A 19,504-nucleotide genomic window follows, 5' to 3' on the forward strand; every position below is an offset into this window, starting at 1 on the left:
TTTTTAAGTTTCATCTATTTTTAAGGCATTCCAGTGTGAATCAAGGAACAAGTGATGAATCGCTAGGAATTTGTATTAAGCTATATATGAGGAAGTTGTCTTTTTTTGACAAATTTTGTCGAATCTATTTTTAATCTTAAAAATCTTTCCTATAATAGCTTTTGAGCGTTTTTTTATAAATAATTTTTACTAGGAGCATTTACCTATCATGTATAAAAATTTTGAGTTATTACTGTTAAACCAAATAGATTTATTGAAAAAGAAAATGATTAACCTTGCCAATGGAACGGGTATTAATAGCTATGAAACATTAAGATGCAGCCAAGAGTTAGATAAATTACTGAATCTATATATGAAGCATTATTCTAATAAAAAAAAGGTTTCTTGAAGTGAAAAGATTTAGTCAGGAGTTCCTGGCTTTTTTTGCTTACAATATTTCAAGAAGGATTTTTATCATCTTTTAATTCAAAAACATGTAAAAAGCTGCCTATAGGACATTATTCTTTTTAAAATCAAAAAAATGTCCTTCCTGTCGAGTCGGAGGAGAGGATTCATCACTGTTCTGAATCTTAAAACTTTTATTTGGTCATCAATACGCCCTTAATCTATAAGAAAAAGGAATAGTCCAAACGACTATCCCTTTTAAACAACATTTTCTAGTATATTTTACACTTCTATTTTTACTCTTGTTTCCTGAAGAGTGAATATTAAGTGAATGGACTAAACCTATTTTACTTTAATCGTTGTTGCTTTACTAACATTCTTTGCTTTGTCCGAAGCAGTCACGCTTAGTAAGGTATTTTTCTTTTGTAATTTAATTTTCACGCTAAATTTGCCTTTGGAGTTAGTGTTAGCTTTGCCCACCACCTTATTTTTAACTTTTATGGTGACGGTAGAATGGGCCTCTGCAGTGCCAATTACCACTTTTGTATTGCTTTTCACAACCGTTTTAACCTTTGTTGCGGCTGGAGGTATTTTATCTACAACCGTCATCTTCTTAGCAGCACTAATATTTCCTGCAGCATCCTGAGCTGCCACTGTTAACTTTGCACCCGCTTTTTGAAGAGGAATGGTTACTTTAAAGTTGCCTTTAGCATTGGCTTTAACAGTGTATTGTTTCTTTCCAATCGTCACCGTAATAGTCGCTTTGGCTTCTGTTTTTCCCGATAGGGTCCTTGTTTTGTTTGAAACTTTGTTCACAGTTGGAGATGCGGGTGCAATTTGATCAAGGACCGTAATCGTCTTGATTCCACTTACATTGCCTGCGGTATCCCTAGCCGTTATGGCTAATTTCACACCAGCTTTCTGCAACGGTATTCCCTTTTTAAAATTACCTTTCGAGTCAGCGGCTGCAACGTGCTTTGCCGACCCGATTACAATCGTTATGGTTGCCCCAGCCTCAGTTTTTCCTATTACTTCTTTGGATTTGTTGGAAACCGCATTTACAGTGAACGAAGGGGCAGTTTTATCTACGACTTTAACAACTGCCGCCTTACTCACATTTCCTGCAGCATCCTCGGCATAGACATTCACAATCATTCCTGCCTTTTGTTTTGGAATCGCCATTGTAAAGGCTCCTGAAGGGGTGCTGACAGTTCTTCCAATTTCATTTTTTCCCGCTCTTGCATATACGGTTGCACTGGGTTCGGCAGTTCCGGTGATATTCGTATCTCGATCCGCAATCTTCTTAACATCCGGAGTGGCTGGAGCAGTCTTATCCACATCCCCGGCCCCAGACATATCTAAGAGAGTATACGTCACATCTTGTCCTTTGCCAGCGGGCGCTGTCCAACCCTTTACCTGGTCATAAGCTGTAACAACAGCCCCCCCGCCGTGCAAATATGCTGAACTGCCTGTAAATATCTTCTTTTGAAGGGAATCAAAGAATGGGTTCCCTTTAAATCCATATAAGCCGGTTGGTTCTTTTAGAAGAAGAGCAATTCTGAAATCGGTCATTAACTTCCCAAAGGTCATATCGGGACTGATATATTTTTTAGCAACGTTTTCTATCGCTTGATAATTGTTCTTCGAATCTGTTAATATTTCTCTAAAAATACGATTCCCTTGATTTGCTTGAATTTTAACATATTGAACAAATAAATAGGACAAAGCATAATTGGATAATATGTCACCATAATCCTCCCAATATAAAAGAGAATGCCCGTTTTGTATGGAAGTAGACTGATTATAGTAATCTATACGATTCTGAAGTCCCACCCCAGCATAAATTTGTTCCGCAGCCATGGACAAGCCTTCATTGAGCCATGGATTCATTTCGTTGGAACCCTCCATCATCACATTCTGATTGAAATTCACCATATGCTGAAACTCGTGGGCTAATGTTTCATATGCTTTTGTTACATCCTTCTCGCTGCTACCCATGGTTGGGTACGTATCAATATAAAAGATTTCTGATCGATTGGAATGGGAATCATTATATAGATCCCCTGGCCAAAAATACCCACCTACATAACTGCCGCTTCCTGTAAATCCATCCTGTATGTCGTAGGTTAAAATATTTATCTTTCCATCACCGTCTACATCAGATGGTTCTCCAAAGTTACTCGTAACAACTGAATAAATTTTACTATCAAACTCTTTTCCTAATTTTACAGCATCCTCATCGCTAATTTGATTGTCGTTGACCCAAACATTTGCTTTTGTACCACTATAGGCTAATCTGGCACTAATTTCATAGTCTGTGTCTGTATTTAGGTTGGATACCCAGAAATTTTTAAAATCCCCTATATTGTACGATTTTACAAAAGACTTGGTATTTTTACTAAAAAACTTCCCTTTATAATCTTTGAGATCAAACGGCTTGTTCGCATCTATTTTATACATCATACCCGGTTTCGCACTTTTATCCATAGACTTCTTCATACTTTTAAAATTGATCGTTCCTGTCGGCTGCTCCGAATCCCCATCAGTAGATTCATTGCTAATAACAGCATACGAGGTGTTCGCTGGATTACTGCCTGAATAATAAGGATCAGCTACCTTAAGAACAGGAACGTCCATATCCGTTGAATTAGAATAAGACTTTGAGATTCCCAACCTCATATCATTATAGGGCTGATTGGACTGCCTATCTTCGGCATTAACCGCCCCAGGTAAAAAGAATAGCTGCAATGCAAGCAAAAAAACTACCAACCTACGCAAAAAATACCGCTCCCTTTCAATAGAAATGGGGGCGGTTTCCTTGTCCGATTTTTAGGACAAGGTACCTGTCCCCCCGTCCCTTCAAAAAAAGAGGGGGAAACCAAAACTCCCCTCCTCGTTTTTTGTGGCTATTTTTTCTTCACCGTAACCTTACACTTTGCTTTATACGACCCATCTTTGGTTTTTACAGTGATAGTTGCGGTTCCTTTCCCTTTAGCCGTCACCACACCGCTTTTACTTACGGTTGCTACCTTTTTATTGCTAGAGCTCCAGGTGACTCCTTTGTTCGTAGCGTTTGACGGTGTTATGGTTGCTTTTAACGTGCTTTTCCCGCGTACCTTTAAGCTTAAACTCTTCTTATTTAATTTTACCCCTTTTACTGGGTGTACTTTTACCGTTACCTTACATGTAGACTTATAGGAACCATCTTTAGTTTTTACTGTAATCATTGCGGTTCCCTTTCCTTTTGCTATTACGACTCCCTTAGTGCTTACAGTTGCCACTTTGGTGTTGCTTGAGGTCCAGGTTACCCCTTTATTAGTAGCATTTGAAGGCGTTATTGTTGCTTTAAGGGTTTGCTTCGCCCTTACATATAAGGTCGTTTTCGTCTTATTCAGTTTTATTCCCTTAACCTTGACTACCTTATTTACCTTTACCATGCAGGTAGCCTTATGTGATCCATCAACGCTAGTGACAGTAATGGTCGCTGTTCCCGCTCCCTTCGCCGTCACTACCCCTTTCGAACTCACAGTTGCTACTTTTGCATTGCTAGAACTCCACTTTAATTCTTTATTGGTAGCATTCATAGGAGCCACTGTCGCTTTTAAAGTCTCTGTTGCTCCAACAGCCAGGGTGGTGCTGGTCTTATTCATACTTACCTTTGTTACATGTATTGCCGTGGTTACAGTTACGGCACAAGTTGCACGGTACCCTCCATCAAGAGTAGTGGCAGTAATGGTTGCCGTTCCCTTTCCTACTGCTGTTACTTTACCCTTTCCATCTACGGCCGCGACCTTCGTATTACTTGAACTCCAGGTTAATCCTTTATAAGTTGCATTTTTTGGTTTAATTTCCGCATTCAGCTGGATGCTCGATTGTTTTGCATAGTCTTTTAGTAAAGTCACCTTTTTAGGTGCAACGGAAACTCCAGTCGCATTAACGATATTGACATTTACTGGCGGTTTGTCACTTATCTCTTTTACCTTTTCATTATAAACGACCAAAACATCTGAATTGTCAAAATTGTTGATATCAGCTTCCTTAGTTTGTACTTTAATGCGGTAGGTCTTACTGTTAGCACCAGCAAAATCTACCTTATCCAAATCAATTGAATACATATATCTGTAATCCGAGGTTTTAGACAATTCACCTATGTTCTTGACATCCAGGACGATACCGTCTTCTGCACCTTCAATTACGCTTATGGCAGTATTGGCAGGGATATCTGACTTATTGGAAACGTTGGCAACAACAATTAATTTATTGTCGACCTTGTATTGAGAAAGTGAAAGAGAAACATCTACTTTACCCAATGTAAGATGATCGGTATTGTTTGTGATGTCACTTTCATCGTCTGAAAGAACGCTGACTGTCGCATCGGTTTCAGATGCTACCTTGGAGACATCGACTTTTTCGATAAAGTTCCAGGTTTCACCAGGTTTAATATTACATGGTACGGTTTTAGTAAAGTAAACATTTTTGTCTGTATATATTTTTACGTTAAGCTTCTTAACATCATTTTCGCCAAGATTTGTGACACCATAGTTGACAGGCAGAAGGTTACCAGACTTTTTAGAATCATCAGCAATTGCATAGTTTAATTCCACATCTGTTTTTGTATTGACATTTACAAAAACTAGTGAGTTCTTGGAATCGTCCCCAACTTTTTGAAGTATGTTTGCGATTACCTTCCACTCGCCATTGTTCATGAGTTCAACGTCCATAAACTGTATCGCGTCCTCACTTATGAACAATGAAATCGGGCTGCTCCAACCTTTATCCGTTTTTATAGAGGCATAAATATGAGAACCTTCATCATCGGCTGCAGACCAAACGAGAGCAGTCTTGCTATTATTCTTAACAAATTTATAAGATGAGGTGACTACACTTTTATCGCCTGCAGTTAAGGTGCTTAATGAGCCCTTACTTACTGCATATTCCATTACACTTCCATTTGACTGCCAATAGAAATTGTTTTCCCCGAATTTTAATGCCTCGGCATGATTATTTCCTGAAATCGCCTTTGCTGAACCATCTATTACAAGATAAATATTAGGCTTGCCTTCTTCAGCCTTTATGCCATAGGCAATACTGAGAGAATTGTTGACGTAACCCGCAGCAAGCTCAGTGATATATTGTTTTGTTTGGTATACAGCCTTTGGAGCTGACCAAACTCCATTAGTCAGGGTACTTTTCATGACTGAGTAGGTTCCAGACTTGCCAAGAGGATCATTGGCACTATTACTTACCCAAACAGCCGAAACTTCTTTTCCATTGGAAGCAATGGTTGGATACATATCAAGTATGTTGTTTTTGGTTATAAACCGTTGACTTTCGAATTTCTGGGTGTTCTTATTCCATTTTGCAAAGGAAATTTCACTATTGGCAGACACCTCTTTAAGCATGTCATTCACATCTGTTTTGGTAACCTTTGCTTTTGCTTTTTGCCACAGAACATATAGCTCGTTATTGTACACAAACGGTTTTGCAAAAAAATCCGCGGTATCGCTTTCCCAAACTGGCTTCGGTTCACTCCAAACCCCATTGGTAAATACAGAATACATCAAAACGGTATTATCGCCGGTTTTTCTCGTTTTATCATCGGACTGAAATAGCATCACAAGTTTATCGTCTACTTTAGTAATTTGAGGGATTGTATTTGGAATAATCCAATCTTGCAAGGTTAATAGACTCGCTGATTGATCCCCAATAATCGATAGATTTTTCTTTGCTCTGCCCGTATTCCATTGGGTGGTCTTCTGATTATAGTCACGAGAACTTAGAGACAATTTGGGTTCGCTTAGCTTATAGTCATCCCCTAATAAATTAGCTTCCTCTTCCCTTTTCGACCATAGTGGTTTCGAAAATTTACCAATAGTATATTGATAGTCAAAGACCCATAAAACGTAGGCTTTAATCAATGCCGCGCCCTGAAATGTCCCTGTCGATCCAGGGTTCGGTTCAGGGAATATTTCGATTTTTAAGCCAGCTTGCCCCTCTACACCTACTGTCGCAACACCGCTAATGCCAAGACCTCCGCCTAATGCTGCCGTTGGGGTGATTGAAAGCTCTCCATCATTAATCAAACTTTTCTTTTCGTTTGAATACCCTATACCACTTTGAAGTGAAATTTCAACCTCTCCAGAAAGGTCAAGATAAATTGGAACGGGTCCATAAAAAAACTGGCGCGAATAAACAGACTTATTACTGCCGGTTAACACTACTCCACCCGTGTTTTGAATAATCTTTCCCTTTTTATCCTGTTTAATTTCAACATAACCTACCCCAGAAACCTTTGGATCCCATAATGTTTTCTCCATTGGAAATGACTTTTTGGTCGGTCCGTATTCATTTATTAAAAAATCAATAGATTTATTTAAATTCTTTTTTGCTTTTTCTACGTCTTCTTTATAAGTATCCCATTTTGAGTCATCTTTTAACATGTTATCTTCTGTTACGCCTATAGCAAGTCTATAAGTCGCAATGCCCTTCTCATCTACCGACTTGTTCATTTTAATCGGCAGGGAAGGTGCCTTTAGAGTAAAGTCACCTGGGAAAACGGCAGTTATTGTATCATCTTTAACAGATCCTTTTTGCTCCTTTGCGATACTATAGGATGTTGTATTTTCCAATTCCGAACCGACTTGATCTTCGGAAGGCTTAATGGGCTCATCAATGACCAAATTTACCGCAATCGGCGTAGAAGACTTGCCATTTCCTGCGACCATTTTTAACTTTACCGGTTGGTCGGGATTAAGGGTAATGCCAGGTGCAAAATTAAACTCACCATTGGTACTGGTCAGTTGTTTACCAACTGCACCACCCTTTACTCCTTCCTGGTAGAGATAATATTTGCCGGTGCCATTCGCTCCCCAATCACCAGCCACCTTTAACCGAAGCATTTTCTTATCCCCGTAAATATACCTGACTGTTTGTATACGCAAATCATAGGTTCTTTCCATATCGCGAACCATAGTGAAATAAGGCAAACCATCCTTAGTGTCATTTTCCAGGAAGACAAGTTGAGCATTTTTAGGCTGCAAGTTATAGATTAATTGATTCTTTCTATATCCTTCTGCCGATACTGTAACAGTCTTCTCTCCATAGGAGCCCGAATAATTCACTACTCCTTTATCATCTGCGATATATTGTTTTCCATCAATTACAACCTTCGCGCCTTTTATAGGCAGGGAAGTACTTCTTGAACCGATTATAATATGATGTGAGTTATTTTTTAAGTAATAGTCTTCAAGTGTTTTCAGGTCATTTACATCAATATTACTTACACGAATAGCATATTTAAACATATCCGCCATAGCTGTTTTTGCATAGGATGTTGATGGATCATTACTGTAAGCATAATTATGCTCCCAAGTAAGACCGGATGCTATTACTCTGCCTTTTCCTAATGGGTATTCAATTAAAGTAGGTTTATCTGTGCTTGTTTCACGTAAAATTACTTTTGTTCCTGCAGGGAATGTGGATTCATTAAAGACTGTATGACTAGCATAATGCCAATCAAGTTCGCTGTTTTGCAGCATTTTATTGTCAATAAGGCTGCCGGTAACAATAGGGTGTGTATAATCAGCAATATAGTTTTGGTATTCGTATTGAAGTTCCTTCTTAACCCCGCCTGGTAAATCCTCGGCCAAATAACTATCTGCCCAGCCGCCATCACAAGCACCAAAAACGATAACACCGCCAATACTTGCAAATGATTCAAGCTGCTTCTTAAAACTTTTATAATTTTCGTATGTAGAGAAAGGCTGGTCATTCGCAAAAACAACCACTGCATATTTGGTTAAATCAACTGACAAAAAATCTTCCGTACTTATTTTATCGTACTGGGTAATTTGCGATAATACATCTTGATTCGATGTCGTATTCCATGGGTCCTGGTCTTCTATTAGTAGTACTTTTTTCGTTTCTTCAGATTCAGCATAAGCTTTAATTTTGGATTTTTTAAGAATCGTATTCTGCGGTTTATAATTTTCCGGTGCAACATCCGTTGCTGGGTCCTTTGTATCAGGATTATTTGCCTCAATAGCTAATGCCGGCTGAGCTACAAGCGTTACTAACATTATGATAGATAAAAATAAACTAATAATTCTCTTACTTACCTTCATTCTTCTACTCCTAACTATGGATTTAAATACTAAAACTAAGAATCTAAAAACTTACTACATTTTTCTTTTCCTAAATTGTTAAAGTTACCTTATTCCCAAACTCAATCACCGTCTTTCTGACTAATCCTTTACTACATTTTGTAAATTAAATCCTACTTTTCTATTATATTCTAAAACAATATTGTAAAGGTATTAATGTGTTTTGCCAAAGGAAGAATTTTTGGAAGACCGTTAAGGACATCGCCACCAATCATCCGTTAGAGGAAGAAAACATAATGTCTCACTGCACCACCTTGACCCTAAATCAAAAAAAGTGGGTGCTGTACACCGTACTATACGATCTTTCCATTAAAGAAATCGCCGAACAAGAGAAGGTCTCCATGATCCCCTGAAAAACGGGCGTGCTAGGACAAGGCAGAATTTAAAAGAGAGGATGTTCGATTCGTGATCTCAGGAGTGTTTGCTACAGGAAGTGGTGACCTTGTTTAGGCAATGGGAGCTCGTGTGGTAGAAAGAAATATTACAGATTATGAGGCTGTTTAAAAACGAGGTAGACCGGATTCTTCCTGAAGCCGGTCTTCTTTACTATGATAATAACTGTATATTTTACGGTTAATCGTATCAATAGTTCATATATTTCGTGTTTGAACTTACTAATTTTAATGAGTTGGTCTTTGAATTATACGTAAAGTTATAGATTGTTTTGTCTCCGTCGCGATATTGAGACCAGGCTTGTAATTTATTTTTCCCTGTATACTTAATTGAATTAAAATAAATATCCGCAGGTCTTTTCACTTTTGTGAGGTTTCCATTTTTTATGGTATACATTGTTACAACAGCGATATCCCCGCAAAAATCACGTTCAGAATAAATGATGGTTGGCGAGGATTTTTGGGTCCTTATACGAACTTTATCATCAGATCCAGCCGCACAAGACGTATCACCATCAATATAGTATTGGCTTTTTAGTTTTGTTGATAATATTTTTTTGCTTTTTCCCGGATATTTCGTTGCCAATTGATAAGAATAATAGGTTGAACCATATTCTTTCTTTTTCTTTAATGTTTTTACGTAAAATGTTACTTTCTTCATCTTTTGGTCCTTAATAGAATAAGAATTAGTCGTAGCCGCTTCCGCTGTTGAACCAAAAAATGCTACAGAAAATAATAAAATAATAGCCATTACCATTGGTAGGTACTTCTTCATTCACTTCTCCCCCTTTTAATATTTACCTGATATTTTTTCCAGCACAGGAAAAACCAAGTCTATTGTACTACTCCAAAAACCTAATTTCTACCTTTTTTTTCTAGTTCTTAAGACTTTAGAAGGAGAAATTTTCAATTCACCTATGTATCACAATTCGACATAGATTACTTTTATTGTTAAAAAAGGCATCCTAGAAGGATGCCTTAATATATTAGACTATTTAATGGGAGTCAGCATTGGATCAACCATTGCGGGATAACCCATACTATAAGAACCATGAATATCAACCATAAATTGGATTTTTAAAATTTTCACATTTGTAACATCAATGGTTACATCGTGTGGATTATCAGTATATGACATCATGTCCCCTTCATAAATGTTGTTTTCATCGCCATAGATGCTTATAAGCCCATCATTTAGAGCATTGATTTCATGTGGAATCATACCTTCTTTAAAAGACAAGGTCTTATATTTCCCATCTAAATTGTACTCTACATAGGGCATATTTCCATTATAAGATAGTGCCGCAATACCGGTAGCAAATCTTTTGTTGTTTATGGTAAAGTAGTTAAAATCCTTACGGAAGTATACAGTATGATCATGATCCTCATGTATATTGTAAGGTTTTAAGTTCGTTAAATTAATCTTCCCTTCTTTTGTTGGGGCAACTCCTAGGTCTAACACTTTTTGACTAGAGCCTACCAATTTAAAGTTTCGATTCTTCCATTCGGTAATGAGCGGAATAAAACTATTTACGGCCACATAATCGATCGTATTCCTTTTAATAAAATTAGTGGTTCCTAAATAGACACCGTCCCTATAAACTTTACCAGAGTATAAGGTAGGTACTTTTTGCTTCAATGCCTTGTTCTCGCTGGTTAAAGTACTGTTTGTGCTCTTCAACTTTTTAATCTCAGCGGTTAACTTTTTGTTATCGTTCGTTAGGACTGAAATCTTTTTCTCTAAACCTTTAACAGTGGATTTTAAATGACTTACTTGTTTCTTGAGTGTAGAAAGCGTATCCCCCTTAGCGAATGTCGGTGTGGCTAAACCGAGTGTTAAAAAGGTTACCAAAGTAATGAGTGACGCCCTTTTTATTTTTTCCATTGTACTTCCCCCTTTAAAATAACCAATAAATTCTGCAACTATATTCATTAGTGGTTAATCTCAATCAAAATAGAATCTGGAATACTTTTTTCTAAATACGTTTTTCCGTTAAAGATAAAGCAGAAATGACCCAAAAGCCTTAGTTCACCTTCTCTATTTTGGTTGTCCCATTTTCTTCTGGAATTCCTGTATCGGTGTAAAGGTTTCCTTCTTTATCCCCTAACATGGTTACGACCCTATTTCCATCACTGAACTCCATGATATAGTAGGTTCCATCATAAACATCGGAGTTCCAAGCTGGTGGATATAAAGTTAATGTTGATGAGTCCCCGCCAATACTGTCAAAATACGCCTTTGCTTTTTCTACCAACTGATCCTCTAGGGATTGTTTTGATGTTTGTCCCTCTTCCTTCTTATTTCCAAGTTCAGCCTTTTGAGAATAGTCTCCCTTAGCTGTTTCTGATGGGCCTGTCTTTTGGACGTTCTCTTTTGCAGGTTCAGATGCTTTTTGGGATTGAATATCGTTTTTTACTTCACTCTTCATTTGCTTTAACGTAACATTTACAAAATCATTTGAATTCACCAGTAAATTGTCTCCATCTTTTGAGCCTAATTTATTGATTTCATACTTATTGATTATCTCTTTATTTTCATCTACTATAATTTGAAAGGTAAGATAGGACTGGTCCTTTATGAAGACGTATGTCGCTGTAACTTCATACTCGTTATTCGATTTCGGGATTTTAAAAATTTTCCCATCAAAGTGATCCAAAAACTCTTCCGTTAAATAAGGTTCACCCTTATCCTCAAGATAAATATTGGCTGCCTCTTTATTCATATAAGAGATAGATAATGTATCCTTCTTGCTGCTGGTATCCTTTTTATTATGTAGATAAGTAACATCGTATATATCCCACTCATCTTTATAATGCTCTTCATCATGTTCTGTTCTTTTAGCTTTTCCAATCTTATTCTCCACCTGCAGCTTTGTATACCCTACTGTAATCGCCTTATCAGTAATGGAAGCACCAGACGGCATATGTAAGTAGAATTTCCCATTTTCATAGCTATAAAGTCTAGGTTGTTTCTTTTCTACTTTTTCACTCACTTTGTTTACTTTTTTCTTTTCCTTTGTTTCAGTTTTAACGGTTTCCTGTGCACCGCACGCCGTCAGCATAGTACTGATACAAAGGGTCGCTAATAGTATCATATTCTTTTTCATAACTTTCCCCAATTTTAATCTTAAATTAACCTTAGTCATTATAGCACTTTTTACTTATATTGTACTTTCGTATAAGTAAAAAGAACTATTATGTTACCTTTGGATTTACCATTTTTCTTTAATACATAGCTAATCCGCCTAAATCACGAATGATTTGTTTGCTGATACTTTGCTTCACAATCAACTCCACTGAAGCTCAAGCAGCAAAAAACTCTGGCATGGTTACAGAACTGGCAGTCAAAACATCTGAACAAGCGGAAGAAGGAAGGAAATCTGTTCTTATTAGCTTTAAATGCTGCGATTGAGGCTGCAAGAGCATGTGAACATGGAGAAGGATTTGCTGTAGTTGCGGATGAAGTGCGTAAGTTGGCTGAACAATCACAAGCCTCTGCAAAACAAATATCTGAGCTTATTAAAGGAATACAACGTGATACAAATCATTCTGTTCAAATGATGGCTAAAGTAACAGAAGAGGTACGGGATGGGATTAAAGTGTCATCGGAAACCATTCAAAAGTTTGATCAAATCGTCAGAAGTACGAGAGAAATGACTCCTCAAATGGAAGAAATATCAGCTACTGTACAGCAAATATCTGCCGGCATACAAGAAGTGACAACAACTGCAAATCAACTGGCACTCATTGCAAGGGACAATGCCACAATCTCTGAAGAAGTGGCCGAATCCACTCGGGAACAGCAAGCAGCGATTGAAGAAGTTTCAGCTTCAGTTAGATCTCTTTCTAATATGGCAGAGGATTTAAAATTATTAATAAACAAATTTACTTTTTAAGGTTTCCACAGGGACGGTTCCCATGGCTCTAAAAGGCCGTGAGAACCGTCCCTATGATTACCTTTTTTCATGATGCCAAAAAGGTCGAAAACTGCAATCGCTTCCATTTATTTTATTTGTTTACCCTTAGGCAAGGTTTAAGTTATAATAAACCCAATTAATTTAGGATACCGAAATAAATTCACAAAAGGGAAAAATACTTCCTTTCGAAAGGCGATGAACATTGAATACACCTAATGGAAAAAAACGAATACAACTGGCTATCCTTTTAGGATCCCTTGGACTTTTAGGACCTTTTACAATCGATACGTATTTACCGTCATTCCCCACAATTGTAAAAGACTTTGATACGACTGCTTCACTCGTACAACTTAGTTTAACATCCTGTTTATTAGGATTGGGATTAGGGCAACTGGTTATTGGTCCTTTAAGTGATGTAAAAGGCCGTAGAAAACCTTTGCTATTTTTTATTGCTCTTTACTTACTTGCTTCCATAACATGCTCGATTGCACCCAACATTTATTTTCTTATCCTCGCTCGTCTAATCCAGGGCTTTGCTGCTGCCGGTGGACTTGTCATCTCAAGAGCAATCGTTAGAGATTTATTCAGTGGAAGGGAACTGACCAAGTTCTTTACGATGATGGTGTTAGTAGGGAACCTCGGGCCGATTGTTGCACCGATTGCCGGAGGAGGAATTCTTGCATTCACCAATTGGCATGGAGTCTTTGTTGCTTTGACTTGTGTTGGTGCGGTTCTACTCATTACTGTCACATTTAAATTAGAGGAAACACTTCCAGAAGAAAACCGTGTGCCAAGCAATTTGTCGCAAATCAGGAAAAACTTTGGTTCTTTATTCAAGGATCGAACGTTTATGGGGTACGCGTTCACTCAAGGATTTACGACGGCTGGAATCTTTGCCTATGTATCAGGCATTTCATTTGTCTATCAGAATATTTACGGAGTGACCCCTCAACAATTTAGTTTATTATTTGGGGTGAATGGATTGGCATTGATTATTGGAAGCCAGATGGTCGGATTTTTGGCAGACACGATTTCGGAACGGACATTCTTAAAAATAGGCTTAGCCATTTCGAACCTAGCAGGGGTCAGTTTATTAATCGCTCTGTTCTTAAAAGCACCGCTTTTAGCTGTCGCCATCCCAGTATTCTTTTTCGTCATGTCCATCAGTATGATTGGAACCACCTCTTTTGCCTTAGCTATTGAGACGCAAGGACATATTGCTGGCAGTGCCTCAGCCCTATTAGGGTTATTGCCTTTTGTCCTTGGATCCATAACGGCTCCACTAGTGGGAATTGCAGGGGCTTATACAGGTATTCCCATGGGCGTTCTCATCTTTTGCTCAAGTTTTCTGGCTTTCCTATCCTATTTTGTTTTCGTACGCAAAGCTTCACTTAGGGTACAACTATCAAACGATCCGTGCAACATGAAGGAATCCGGTTCTTAAAATTATCCTTTAATAAAAGGATCATGTTGATCTTCCGTGTCCCTATATGGTCATATACAAGAGACCTAAAATGTTTATAAGGAATTTGAAGTAATGGAATTCAAACATTTCCTCTTCCATTTTGGTATTCACTTGCACAAAGCATCGCTTTGTGCTTTTTTATATTTATATTTACTATTACAAACAATAAATGGCATTATATCACAAACTTTGACCAAATCTTACAAATAAGCAATCCCATCAAACGTTTGATTAAAACACTTAACCTAAAAATAGCCAATTCAAGTTATATAAATCTTGAATTGGCTATTAATATTTATAAATAATTCCACAGGGACCGTTCCCCTGTTTTTTCCCACGCTGCCCATAGTGATGCTGAAAACATAATCCCTCAAATAGAACATGATAATGATAATTCCTAAATATGCTCTTTCTTCATCCATTACTTTTCACCTAAATTATTCTCTTCTAGATCTTTTATACTATTCTTTTACATTTTGCAAATTGAAATATGGTAAAATTCTATTATAAAAATAGGAAAGGAGAATGATTATGAAGCGTTGGTTCAAGCCATTTATCGCACTATTATCCTTTATTTTGGTATTTTCAGTTGCAACTGCTTCTACCTCAGCAGCAACAGTCAATACAAAAAATAGTCGTGTAACTTTTAAACTTAAAGATGTTAGCGGAAAAAGGTATAAAGTGTACATAATTGGCTCAAATGAGAAAAAGGCAATTGGCAGCATTGATGCAAAATACGACTGGGCTTTCATTTGGGCTGGAATTAATGAAGGTGACATCTTGTATAAAGGAAGTTATAAAATCTACATACAAAAAGAGGGCTCAAAAAAGATTTCCTATACTGGATATCAAATGAAGAATTACATTTATAATAAGACACGGAAAATGATCTATTGGTTGCCATCGAAATATAAAGGACAACCTGACCTATTGGCAATTGCAGAAACAGAATCTTCCAATGGAGAATCGGCAAACATTTACTATGTGAAAAGTGGGAAGCTTAAGAAAACAGCATCAATAGGCTATACAGTTCGACCTCGATTTGCCGGCAAAAATAAGCTTCAGATTGCGGACTATAACAATGCAGTGGAAGTTAATCCTTGGCGGATTGATACCTACACCTTCTCTCCTGCTAAAGCTAGCTTTAAACGCACTAACAAAAAATATTATTCTTTTGAAAAAGGTGGATCCATCGTTCATAAATGGAAAAAGGATTGGAGATAGCCTATTAAAATTAAACCCTTTTTAAAACTATATTATGTCTGCCCAATTTATAACGAGTCTTTATAAGGAGTATTAAAAATGAAAAAATCCATTTCGGCTTTTACCAGTATTTGTTTACTAATACTATGCTTTGCAATCAACACGACTGAAGCACAAGCAGCAAGCTATGACAAAGCCTATGCAGCTAAAACTCTTGTTGTAAAATCTTCCCCAGGTACATCGTATAAAACTTTAGGAAAAATCAAAGCCGGTCAAACAGTGAAAGTATATGGCGGTGTTCCAATCGGTAAAGATCAGGGAGACTGGTATTCATATCAGCAATATGGCTGGTCCAAAATCAAATACAAAAACAAATATGCCTATGTTAAAACACACCAGTTAAGCTTTGCTAATCCATATAATTGGGTACCAGGTATCAAATCAAAAACGATTAAAGAGATTAAGAAAAATTATGTTTCAAAAAAAGATAAAACAAAATTAGTTAAATCAGGTGTCACTGCCAATCAAGGCTTCTACACTATGTTTATTAAAATGAATGGAAAAGGCAAATGGCAACAGCTTGTCGTTATCAACTGTAAAACAGGCTGGTATCACGGTTAGTCTTTTTACATAATAGAAAGCGTAAAGATCTGCAAGGACCTTTACGCTTTTTGTTTCGATAATGGTGGGAGGATCTATCCATTTTTCGATAGCCCCCTTTTCGCTAACTATAAAATTTCTAGTAAAACTCTTCTCCGAAATGAACCGGCTTTCAGTCTTGGAAAACTATGAGAATACTACAATTTTACGTGCGATCGATTCTGTTAAACGAGATGCTACTTTTGGAACAGCCCATTTAATAATGGGTGTTAATACCACACCCGATAATCCACCTGCATGGACGTCCACTGTACAAGTCATGGTTGTTTTACCATTAACATCCTCTGCAGTAAAGTGACCGCTTCCTGTAAAATTATCAGTTAGACCTTTTAGTTCAAACTTAATATTTGAAGGTTCATTCCATTCGGTAATATCTACCTGCGCTTGAATGGTTTTTTTAATACCTTTCACATTACCTTCAAATGTCCAGATAGATTGCTTGTTATTTATGGTTTCATGTTCTTTATAGGCTGGAACTGACGTTGCCCATTTTTCAAGATCACTGACATACTCCCAAACTGTATGTACATCTACTGGAATTTCTACTGTATGTGTTCCCGTTGCCATTATAATCCCCACTTCCACTATGTATGAATTGTAAATTTACATTTCTACAAAATCATTATTACATAAAAAGCATAAACTTACATCACTAACTGAGCTTGGGCCTGACCCCACTAACCTAAGTGCGAGGGGATCTTCAAAATTGTCGATAAAGTCATAAAAAGTGTTGATATAATCGGAATTTGTGTTGATATCCCACTAAAACAAGACCACGCACCCATTCTTTTAAATATGGGCTTGCAGACTTAGTTATTTAACCAGCCACAAAAAGGAATATTACATAGGTTAAGTCTAACATTACGTTTTTAAAATGAGGGGAATAGGCGTATGCACCAGTATTGGCATGTGAATTCCAAGGGGAACATTCAGCAGGGACGGTTCTCCCAGCCTCACCAAAGCCGTGGAAAAACAACTGCATAGTGCCTTGGATTGTTTCTTCAGTATAAGTGGGGTAAGTGCAAGGGGATCTTTAAAATTGTCGATATAATCATAAAAGTGTTGATATAATCGTAAAAAGTGTTGATATCCCACCAAAAAGTGTTGATATAATCCCATATTGTGTTGATATCCGCCGAAAAAGTGTCGATATCCTAAAAACCTGCCTGCCCCCATAGCCAAGATTCTATCAATTCTACAGTTTTCAATAATATTTCTCACTTAAATCAGCTGGTTCGGTTACTTGACCTCATTTTTGAAAATTGAATCGACTAACTTACACGTAAGTAATCAACCAAACTTTAGCAGCCGAGCAGCTTGGTATCAGTCGAACAACGTTATGGAGATATTTAAATAAATAGCTCTGTTGGAGTTTCAAGATGAATAAATGAAACCGATGCCACTAGAGCCTTTTTTATTTATTTGGGTGACTTAAAGGATTAAAGGTGTACCACATATTGGAGAAATTTAAAGAAGAGTGACTTTTCAGCCACTCTTCTTACTTTTATGTTTTCCATCGTTTATATAAGATTCCATGTATTTATTCTCAGGATAAGATTTTGGATAAACAACTGTTAAATATACCTTGTACCGATTAATTTAACGGTTGCAAGATTCAGGGAGTGACCTTAGAAGCATTCTGTTTTACCAGCTGAAGGCTGGAGTTTTTTGTGACAAGGCTGCCAATCACCATGACAAAGACGTTTAGCACCAGCGCGATAATCCCTACATTGAGATCTTTAATCAACTGAGGCAGTGACGGGAACAGCGTCCCAACCGTTGCGCTTGTAATGGTGACATATAAGACGGTCACTTCACCGACAATAATTCCGGCAATGGCCCCCTGCTTGGTTACAAAATTTTTCTTCGATAAACTGCAGATCATGGATGGGAATAACTGAGTTACAAAGCTATATCCCATTAACAGCAGCAATACAATCGTATTTCCTCCATTTAAGGTGAAATAGATAGAGATCAAAGCAATAACAGGAACCAAAATTTTTGCCAACTTGATGATTTTTTTGTCAGTAGCATTTTTTGCAAAAGGTTTGTACACGTTATTGGCTAACGAAGTGGAAGCCGCCATTAACAGCATGGATCCTGGGACAAGTGCTGTTAATAATCCTGCGGCCCCAATCAGGCCAACAATAAATGGATTAAAGGACTTTATCGAAAGCTTTAATAAAGAAAGGTCCTGATCCGATCCCTGCAAGCCCGGAACTTGCTGAATGGCAGCAAAGCCGACGAAGAAGACAAACAGTACTAGTAGAGCATAGAGCGGACTAATCATGGCGTTTTTACGGAATACCTTTGCACTTTTTGCCGAGAAGGAAGAGGCAAAGTATTGCGGCCACATATAAAAGCCAAGGGATGTCAATATGACGGTAGAAATATACCACGACATACTATTTCCTTGATCTGGAATCGTTGCAAAATTCGGATGTGCCTTATCAATGGACTCAAACATTGGCTGGATTCCGCCATAATAATGGTATGGCAAATAGATTCCTATAATAACGACAATCACTAGAATCATAGTATCTTTTAATACAGCCGTCCAAGCGGAACCGTGAATCCCCGATACCATTACATAGAAGGTAACCGCGATGGCCCCAATCCAGACGGCCGCCGTATTGGAAATACTGCCATAGGAAGCCAATGATACAATGATTCCCAGCCCCTTAAATTGAAGGATAATATAAGGAACCATGGCTAGAACACCCACAAGGGCTACTACAACACCCAAGGCTGGGCTGTTATATTTGCTGGCAAAGAAGTCAGGCTGCGATAAAAGCTTCTTTTCTTTTCCATACTTCCAAATAACCGGCAATAGGTAGTAAGAAATAACATAAGCAAGCGTCATATAAGCTAAAATATAAAGGGCAGGCCCGCCCTTGCCATAGGCCCATGAACTGCCTCCAAGGAACGTAAACGTGGTATAGATTTCTCCGGCCATTAACAGGAACACAAACATGGCCCCGAATCCACGGCCTCCAACCGTCCATTGCTCCAGGTTCATGTCATGGCCTTTTTTTGCCCTGACACCTAGAAAAACTGCAAGCAACAGAAAGGCAAAAATGACGACGAGTGCAATATTCATTCTGCTTCACTCTCCTTATTGATAGGATCAATTCGATAAACAATCCACAAAATAATCGATGTAAGCACTACCCACATAACCATCCAGAAGAAGACAAATGGCAGGCCGAGTACATATGGCTTTACTGTATTGACAAATGGCATCAAGACAAGAATACCTATAAAGGGCAATAGACTAAGCAAATGCTGGAGTTTCATTTTTTCGCCTCCCGAAATTGTATA

13 protein-coding genes and 1 pseudogene are annotated in these 19,504 nt (G+C 37.7%); 6 read left to right on the plus strand and 8 right to left on the minus strand.

The window, feature by feature from the left end; all coding sequences use genetic code 11:
- Window positions 1-208: 208 nt before the first annotated feature.
- Entirely contained in the window at window positions 209-388 is a 180-nt protein-coding gene (locus tag ACFQZ9_RS12010) for an aspartyl-phosphate phosphatase Spo0E family protein (RefSeq protein WP_498943964.1), read from the plus strand.
- 338 nt (window positions 389-726) lie between these two features.
- On the opposite strand, the gene ACFQZ9_RS12015 is transcribed toward ACFQZ9_RS12010, so the two are convergent.
- The 5 genes from ACFQZ9_RS12015 to ACFQZ9_RS12035 all read right to left on the minus strand — a co-directional run bounded on the left by ACFQZ9_RS12015 (window position 727) and on the right by ACFQZ9_RS12035 (window position 12,045).
- Window positions 727-3,162 carry an Ig-like domain-containing protein gene (locus ACFQZ9_RS12015; RefSeq protein ID WP_498943965.1) on the minus strand — a complete coding sequence of 812 codons (2,436 nt, stop codon included), beginning with the start codon at window positions 3,160-3,162 and terminating at the stop codon, window positions 727-729.
- Window positions 3,163-3,290: 128 nt separating this feature from the next.
- A complete protein-coding gene (locus ACFQZ9_RS12020) occupies window positions 3,291-8,507 on the minus strand; it encodes an Ig-like domain-containing protein (protein WP_498943966.1) in 5,217 nt (1,738 codons plus the stop codon).
- 621 nt (window positions 8,508-9,128) lie between these two features.
- On the minus strand, window positions 9,129-9,713 hold the full coding sequence (locus ACFQZ9_RS12025) for a hypothetical protein (RefSeq protein WP_498943967.1): 585 nt from the start codon (window positions 9,711-9,713) through the stop codon (window positions 9,129-9,131).
- A 216-nt stretch (window positions 9,714-9,929) separates the two neighbouring features.
- Window positions 9,930-10,823: an NPCBM/NEW2 domain-containing protein gene (locus tag ACFQZ9_RS12030; protein WP_498943968.1), complete on the minus strand. Its 894-nt coding sequence runs from the start codon at window positions 10,821-10,823 to the stop codon at window positions 9,930-9,932.
- 139 nt (window positions 10,824-10,962) lie between these two features.
- On the minus strand, window positions 10,963-12,045 hold the full coding sequence (locus ACFQZ9_RS12035) for a hypothetical protein (RefSeq protein ID WP_498943969.1): 1,083 nt from the start codon (window positions 12,043-12,045) through the stop codon (window positions 10,963-10,965).
- 279 nt (window positions 12,046-12,324) lie between these two features.
- Here ACFQZ9_RS12035 and ACFQZ9_RS12040 point away from each other — a divergent pair.
- From ACFQZ9_RS12040 to ACFQZ9_RS12055, 4 genes and pseudogenes are all read left to right on the plus strand, one after another.
- Window positions 12,325-12,834: pseudogene (locus tag ACFQZ9_RS12040) on the plus strand (methyl-accepting chemotaxis protein); the annotation flags it as partial.
- Window positions 12,835-13,057: 223 nt separating this feature from the next.
- A complete protein-coding gene (locus ACFQZ9_RS12045) occupies window positions 13,058-14,299 on the plus strand; it encodes a multidrug effflux MFS transporter (RefSeq protein WP_498943970.1) in 1,242 nt (413 codons plus the stop codon).
- Between the two features lie 552 nt (window positions 14,300-14,851).
- The gene (locus ACFQZ9_RS12050) at window positions 14,852-15,544 is read left to right on the plus strand and encodes a hypothetical protein (RefSeq protein ID WP_498943971.1); all 693 of its coding nucleotides are present in this window, start codon (window positions 14,852-14,854) and stop codon (window positions 15,542-15,544) included.
- Window positions 15,545-15,622: 78 nt separating this feature from the next.
- The gene (locus tag ACFQZ9_RS12055; protein WP_498943972.1) at window positions 15,623-16,144 is read left to right on the plus strand and encodes a cell division site-positioning protein MapZ family protein; all 522 of its coding nucleotides are present in this window, start codon (window positions 15,623-15,625) and stop codon (window positions 16,142-16,144) included.
- 165 nt (window positions 16,145-16,309) lie between these two features.
- On the opposite strand, the gene ACFQZ9_RS12060 is transcribed toward ACFQZ9_RS12055, so the two are convergent.
- Complete coding sequence (locus tag ACFQZ9_RS12060; protein ID WP_498943973.1) at window positions 16,310-16,750, minus strand: SRPBCC family protein; 441 nt, start codon at window positions 16,748-16,750, stop codon at window positions 16,310-16,312.
- A 722-nt stretch (window positions 16,751-17,472) separates the two neighbouring features.
- On the opposite strand from ACFQZ9_RS12060, the gene ACFQZ9_RS12065 reads away from it, so the two are divergent.
- Complete coding sequence (locus tag ACFQZ9_RS12065; protein WP_498944262.1) at window positions 17,473-17,544, plus strand: helix-turn-helix domain-containing protein; 72 nt, start codon at window positions 17,473-17,475, stop codon at window positions 17,542-17,544.
- Between the two features lie 254 nt (window positions 17,545-17,798).
- Here the strand turns inward: ACFQZ9_RS12065 and ACFQZ9_RS12070 are convergent, their stop codons facing one another.
- Window positions 17,799-19,283, minus strand: coding sequence for a sodium:solute symporter family protein (locus ACFQZ9_RS12070; protein WP_498943974.1), 1,485 nt, complete (start codon window positions 19,281-19,283; stop codon window positions 17,799-17,801).
- The gene (locus tag ACFQZ9_RS12075; RefSeq protein WP_498943975.1) at window positions 19,280-19,480 is read right to left on the minus strand and encodes a DUF3311 domain-containing protein; all 201 of its coding nucleotides are present in this window, start codon (window positions 19,478-19,480) and stop codon (window positions 19,280-19,282) included. The genes ACFQZ9_RS12070 and ACFQZ9_RS12075 overlap by 4 nt, the downstream gene beginning before the upstream one ends.
- Between the last annotated feature and the right edge of the window lie 24 nt (window positions 19,481-19,504).

It is taken from the genome of Neobacillus sp. GCM10027624 (assembly GCF_042675345.1).
In the GTDB taxonomy this organism is placed as follows: Bacteria; Bacillota; Bacilli; order Bacillales; family Cytobacillaceae; genus Neobacillus; species Neobacillus cucumis_D.

Bases quoted from the DNA above. Each gene is read 5' to 3' on its own strand.
- ACFQZ9_RS12025 (WP_498943967.1), bottom strand. From the start codon at position 9,713: ATGAAGAAGTACCTACCAATGGTAATGGCTATTATTTTATTATTTTCT.
- ACFQZ9_RS12070 (WP_498943974.1), bottom strand. From the start codon at position 19,283: ATGAATATTGCACTCGTCGTCATTTTTGCCTTTCTGTTGCTTGCAGTT.
- ACFQZ9_RS12010 (WP_498943964.1), top strand. From the start codon at position 209: ATGTATAAAAATTTTGAGTTATTACTGTTAAACCAAATAGATTTATTG.
- ACFQZ9_RS12030 (WP_498943968.1), bottom strand. From the start codon at position 10,823: ATGGAAAAAATAAAAAGGGCGTCACTCATTACTTTGGTAACCTTTTTA.
- ACFQZ9_RS12075 (WP_498943975.1), bottom strand. From the start codon at position 19,480: ATGAAACTCCAGCATTTGCTTAGTCTATTGCCCTTTATAGGTATTCTT.
- ACFQZ9_RS12020 (WP_498943966.1), bottom strand. From the start codon at position 8,507: ATGAAGGTAAGTAAGAGAATTATTAGTTTATTTTTATCTATCATAATG.
- ACFQZ9_RS12035 (WP_498943969.1), bottom strand. From the start codon at position 12,045: ATGAAAAAGAATATGATACTATTAGCGACCCTTTGTATCAGTACTATG.
- ACFQZ9_RS12055 (WP_498943972.1), top strand. From the start codon at position 15,623: ATGAAAAAATCCATTTCGGCTTTTACCAGTATTTGTTTACTAATACTA.
- ACFQZ9_RS12060 (WP_498943973.1), bottom strand. From the start codon at position 16,750: ATGGCAACGGGAACACATACAGTAGAAATTCCAGTAGATGTACATACA.
- ACFQZ9_RS12050 (WP_498943971.1), top strand. From the start codon at position 14,852: ATGAAGCGTTGGTTCAAGCCATTTATCGCACTATTATCCTTTATTTTG.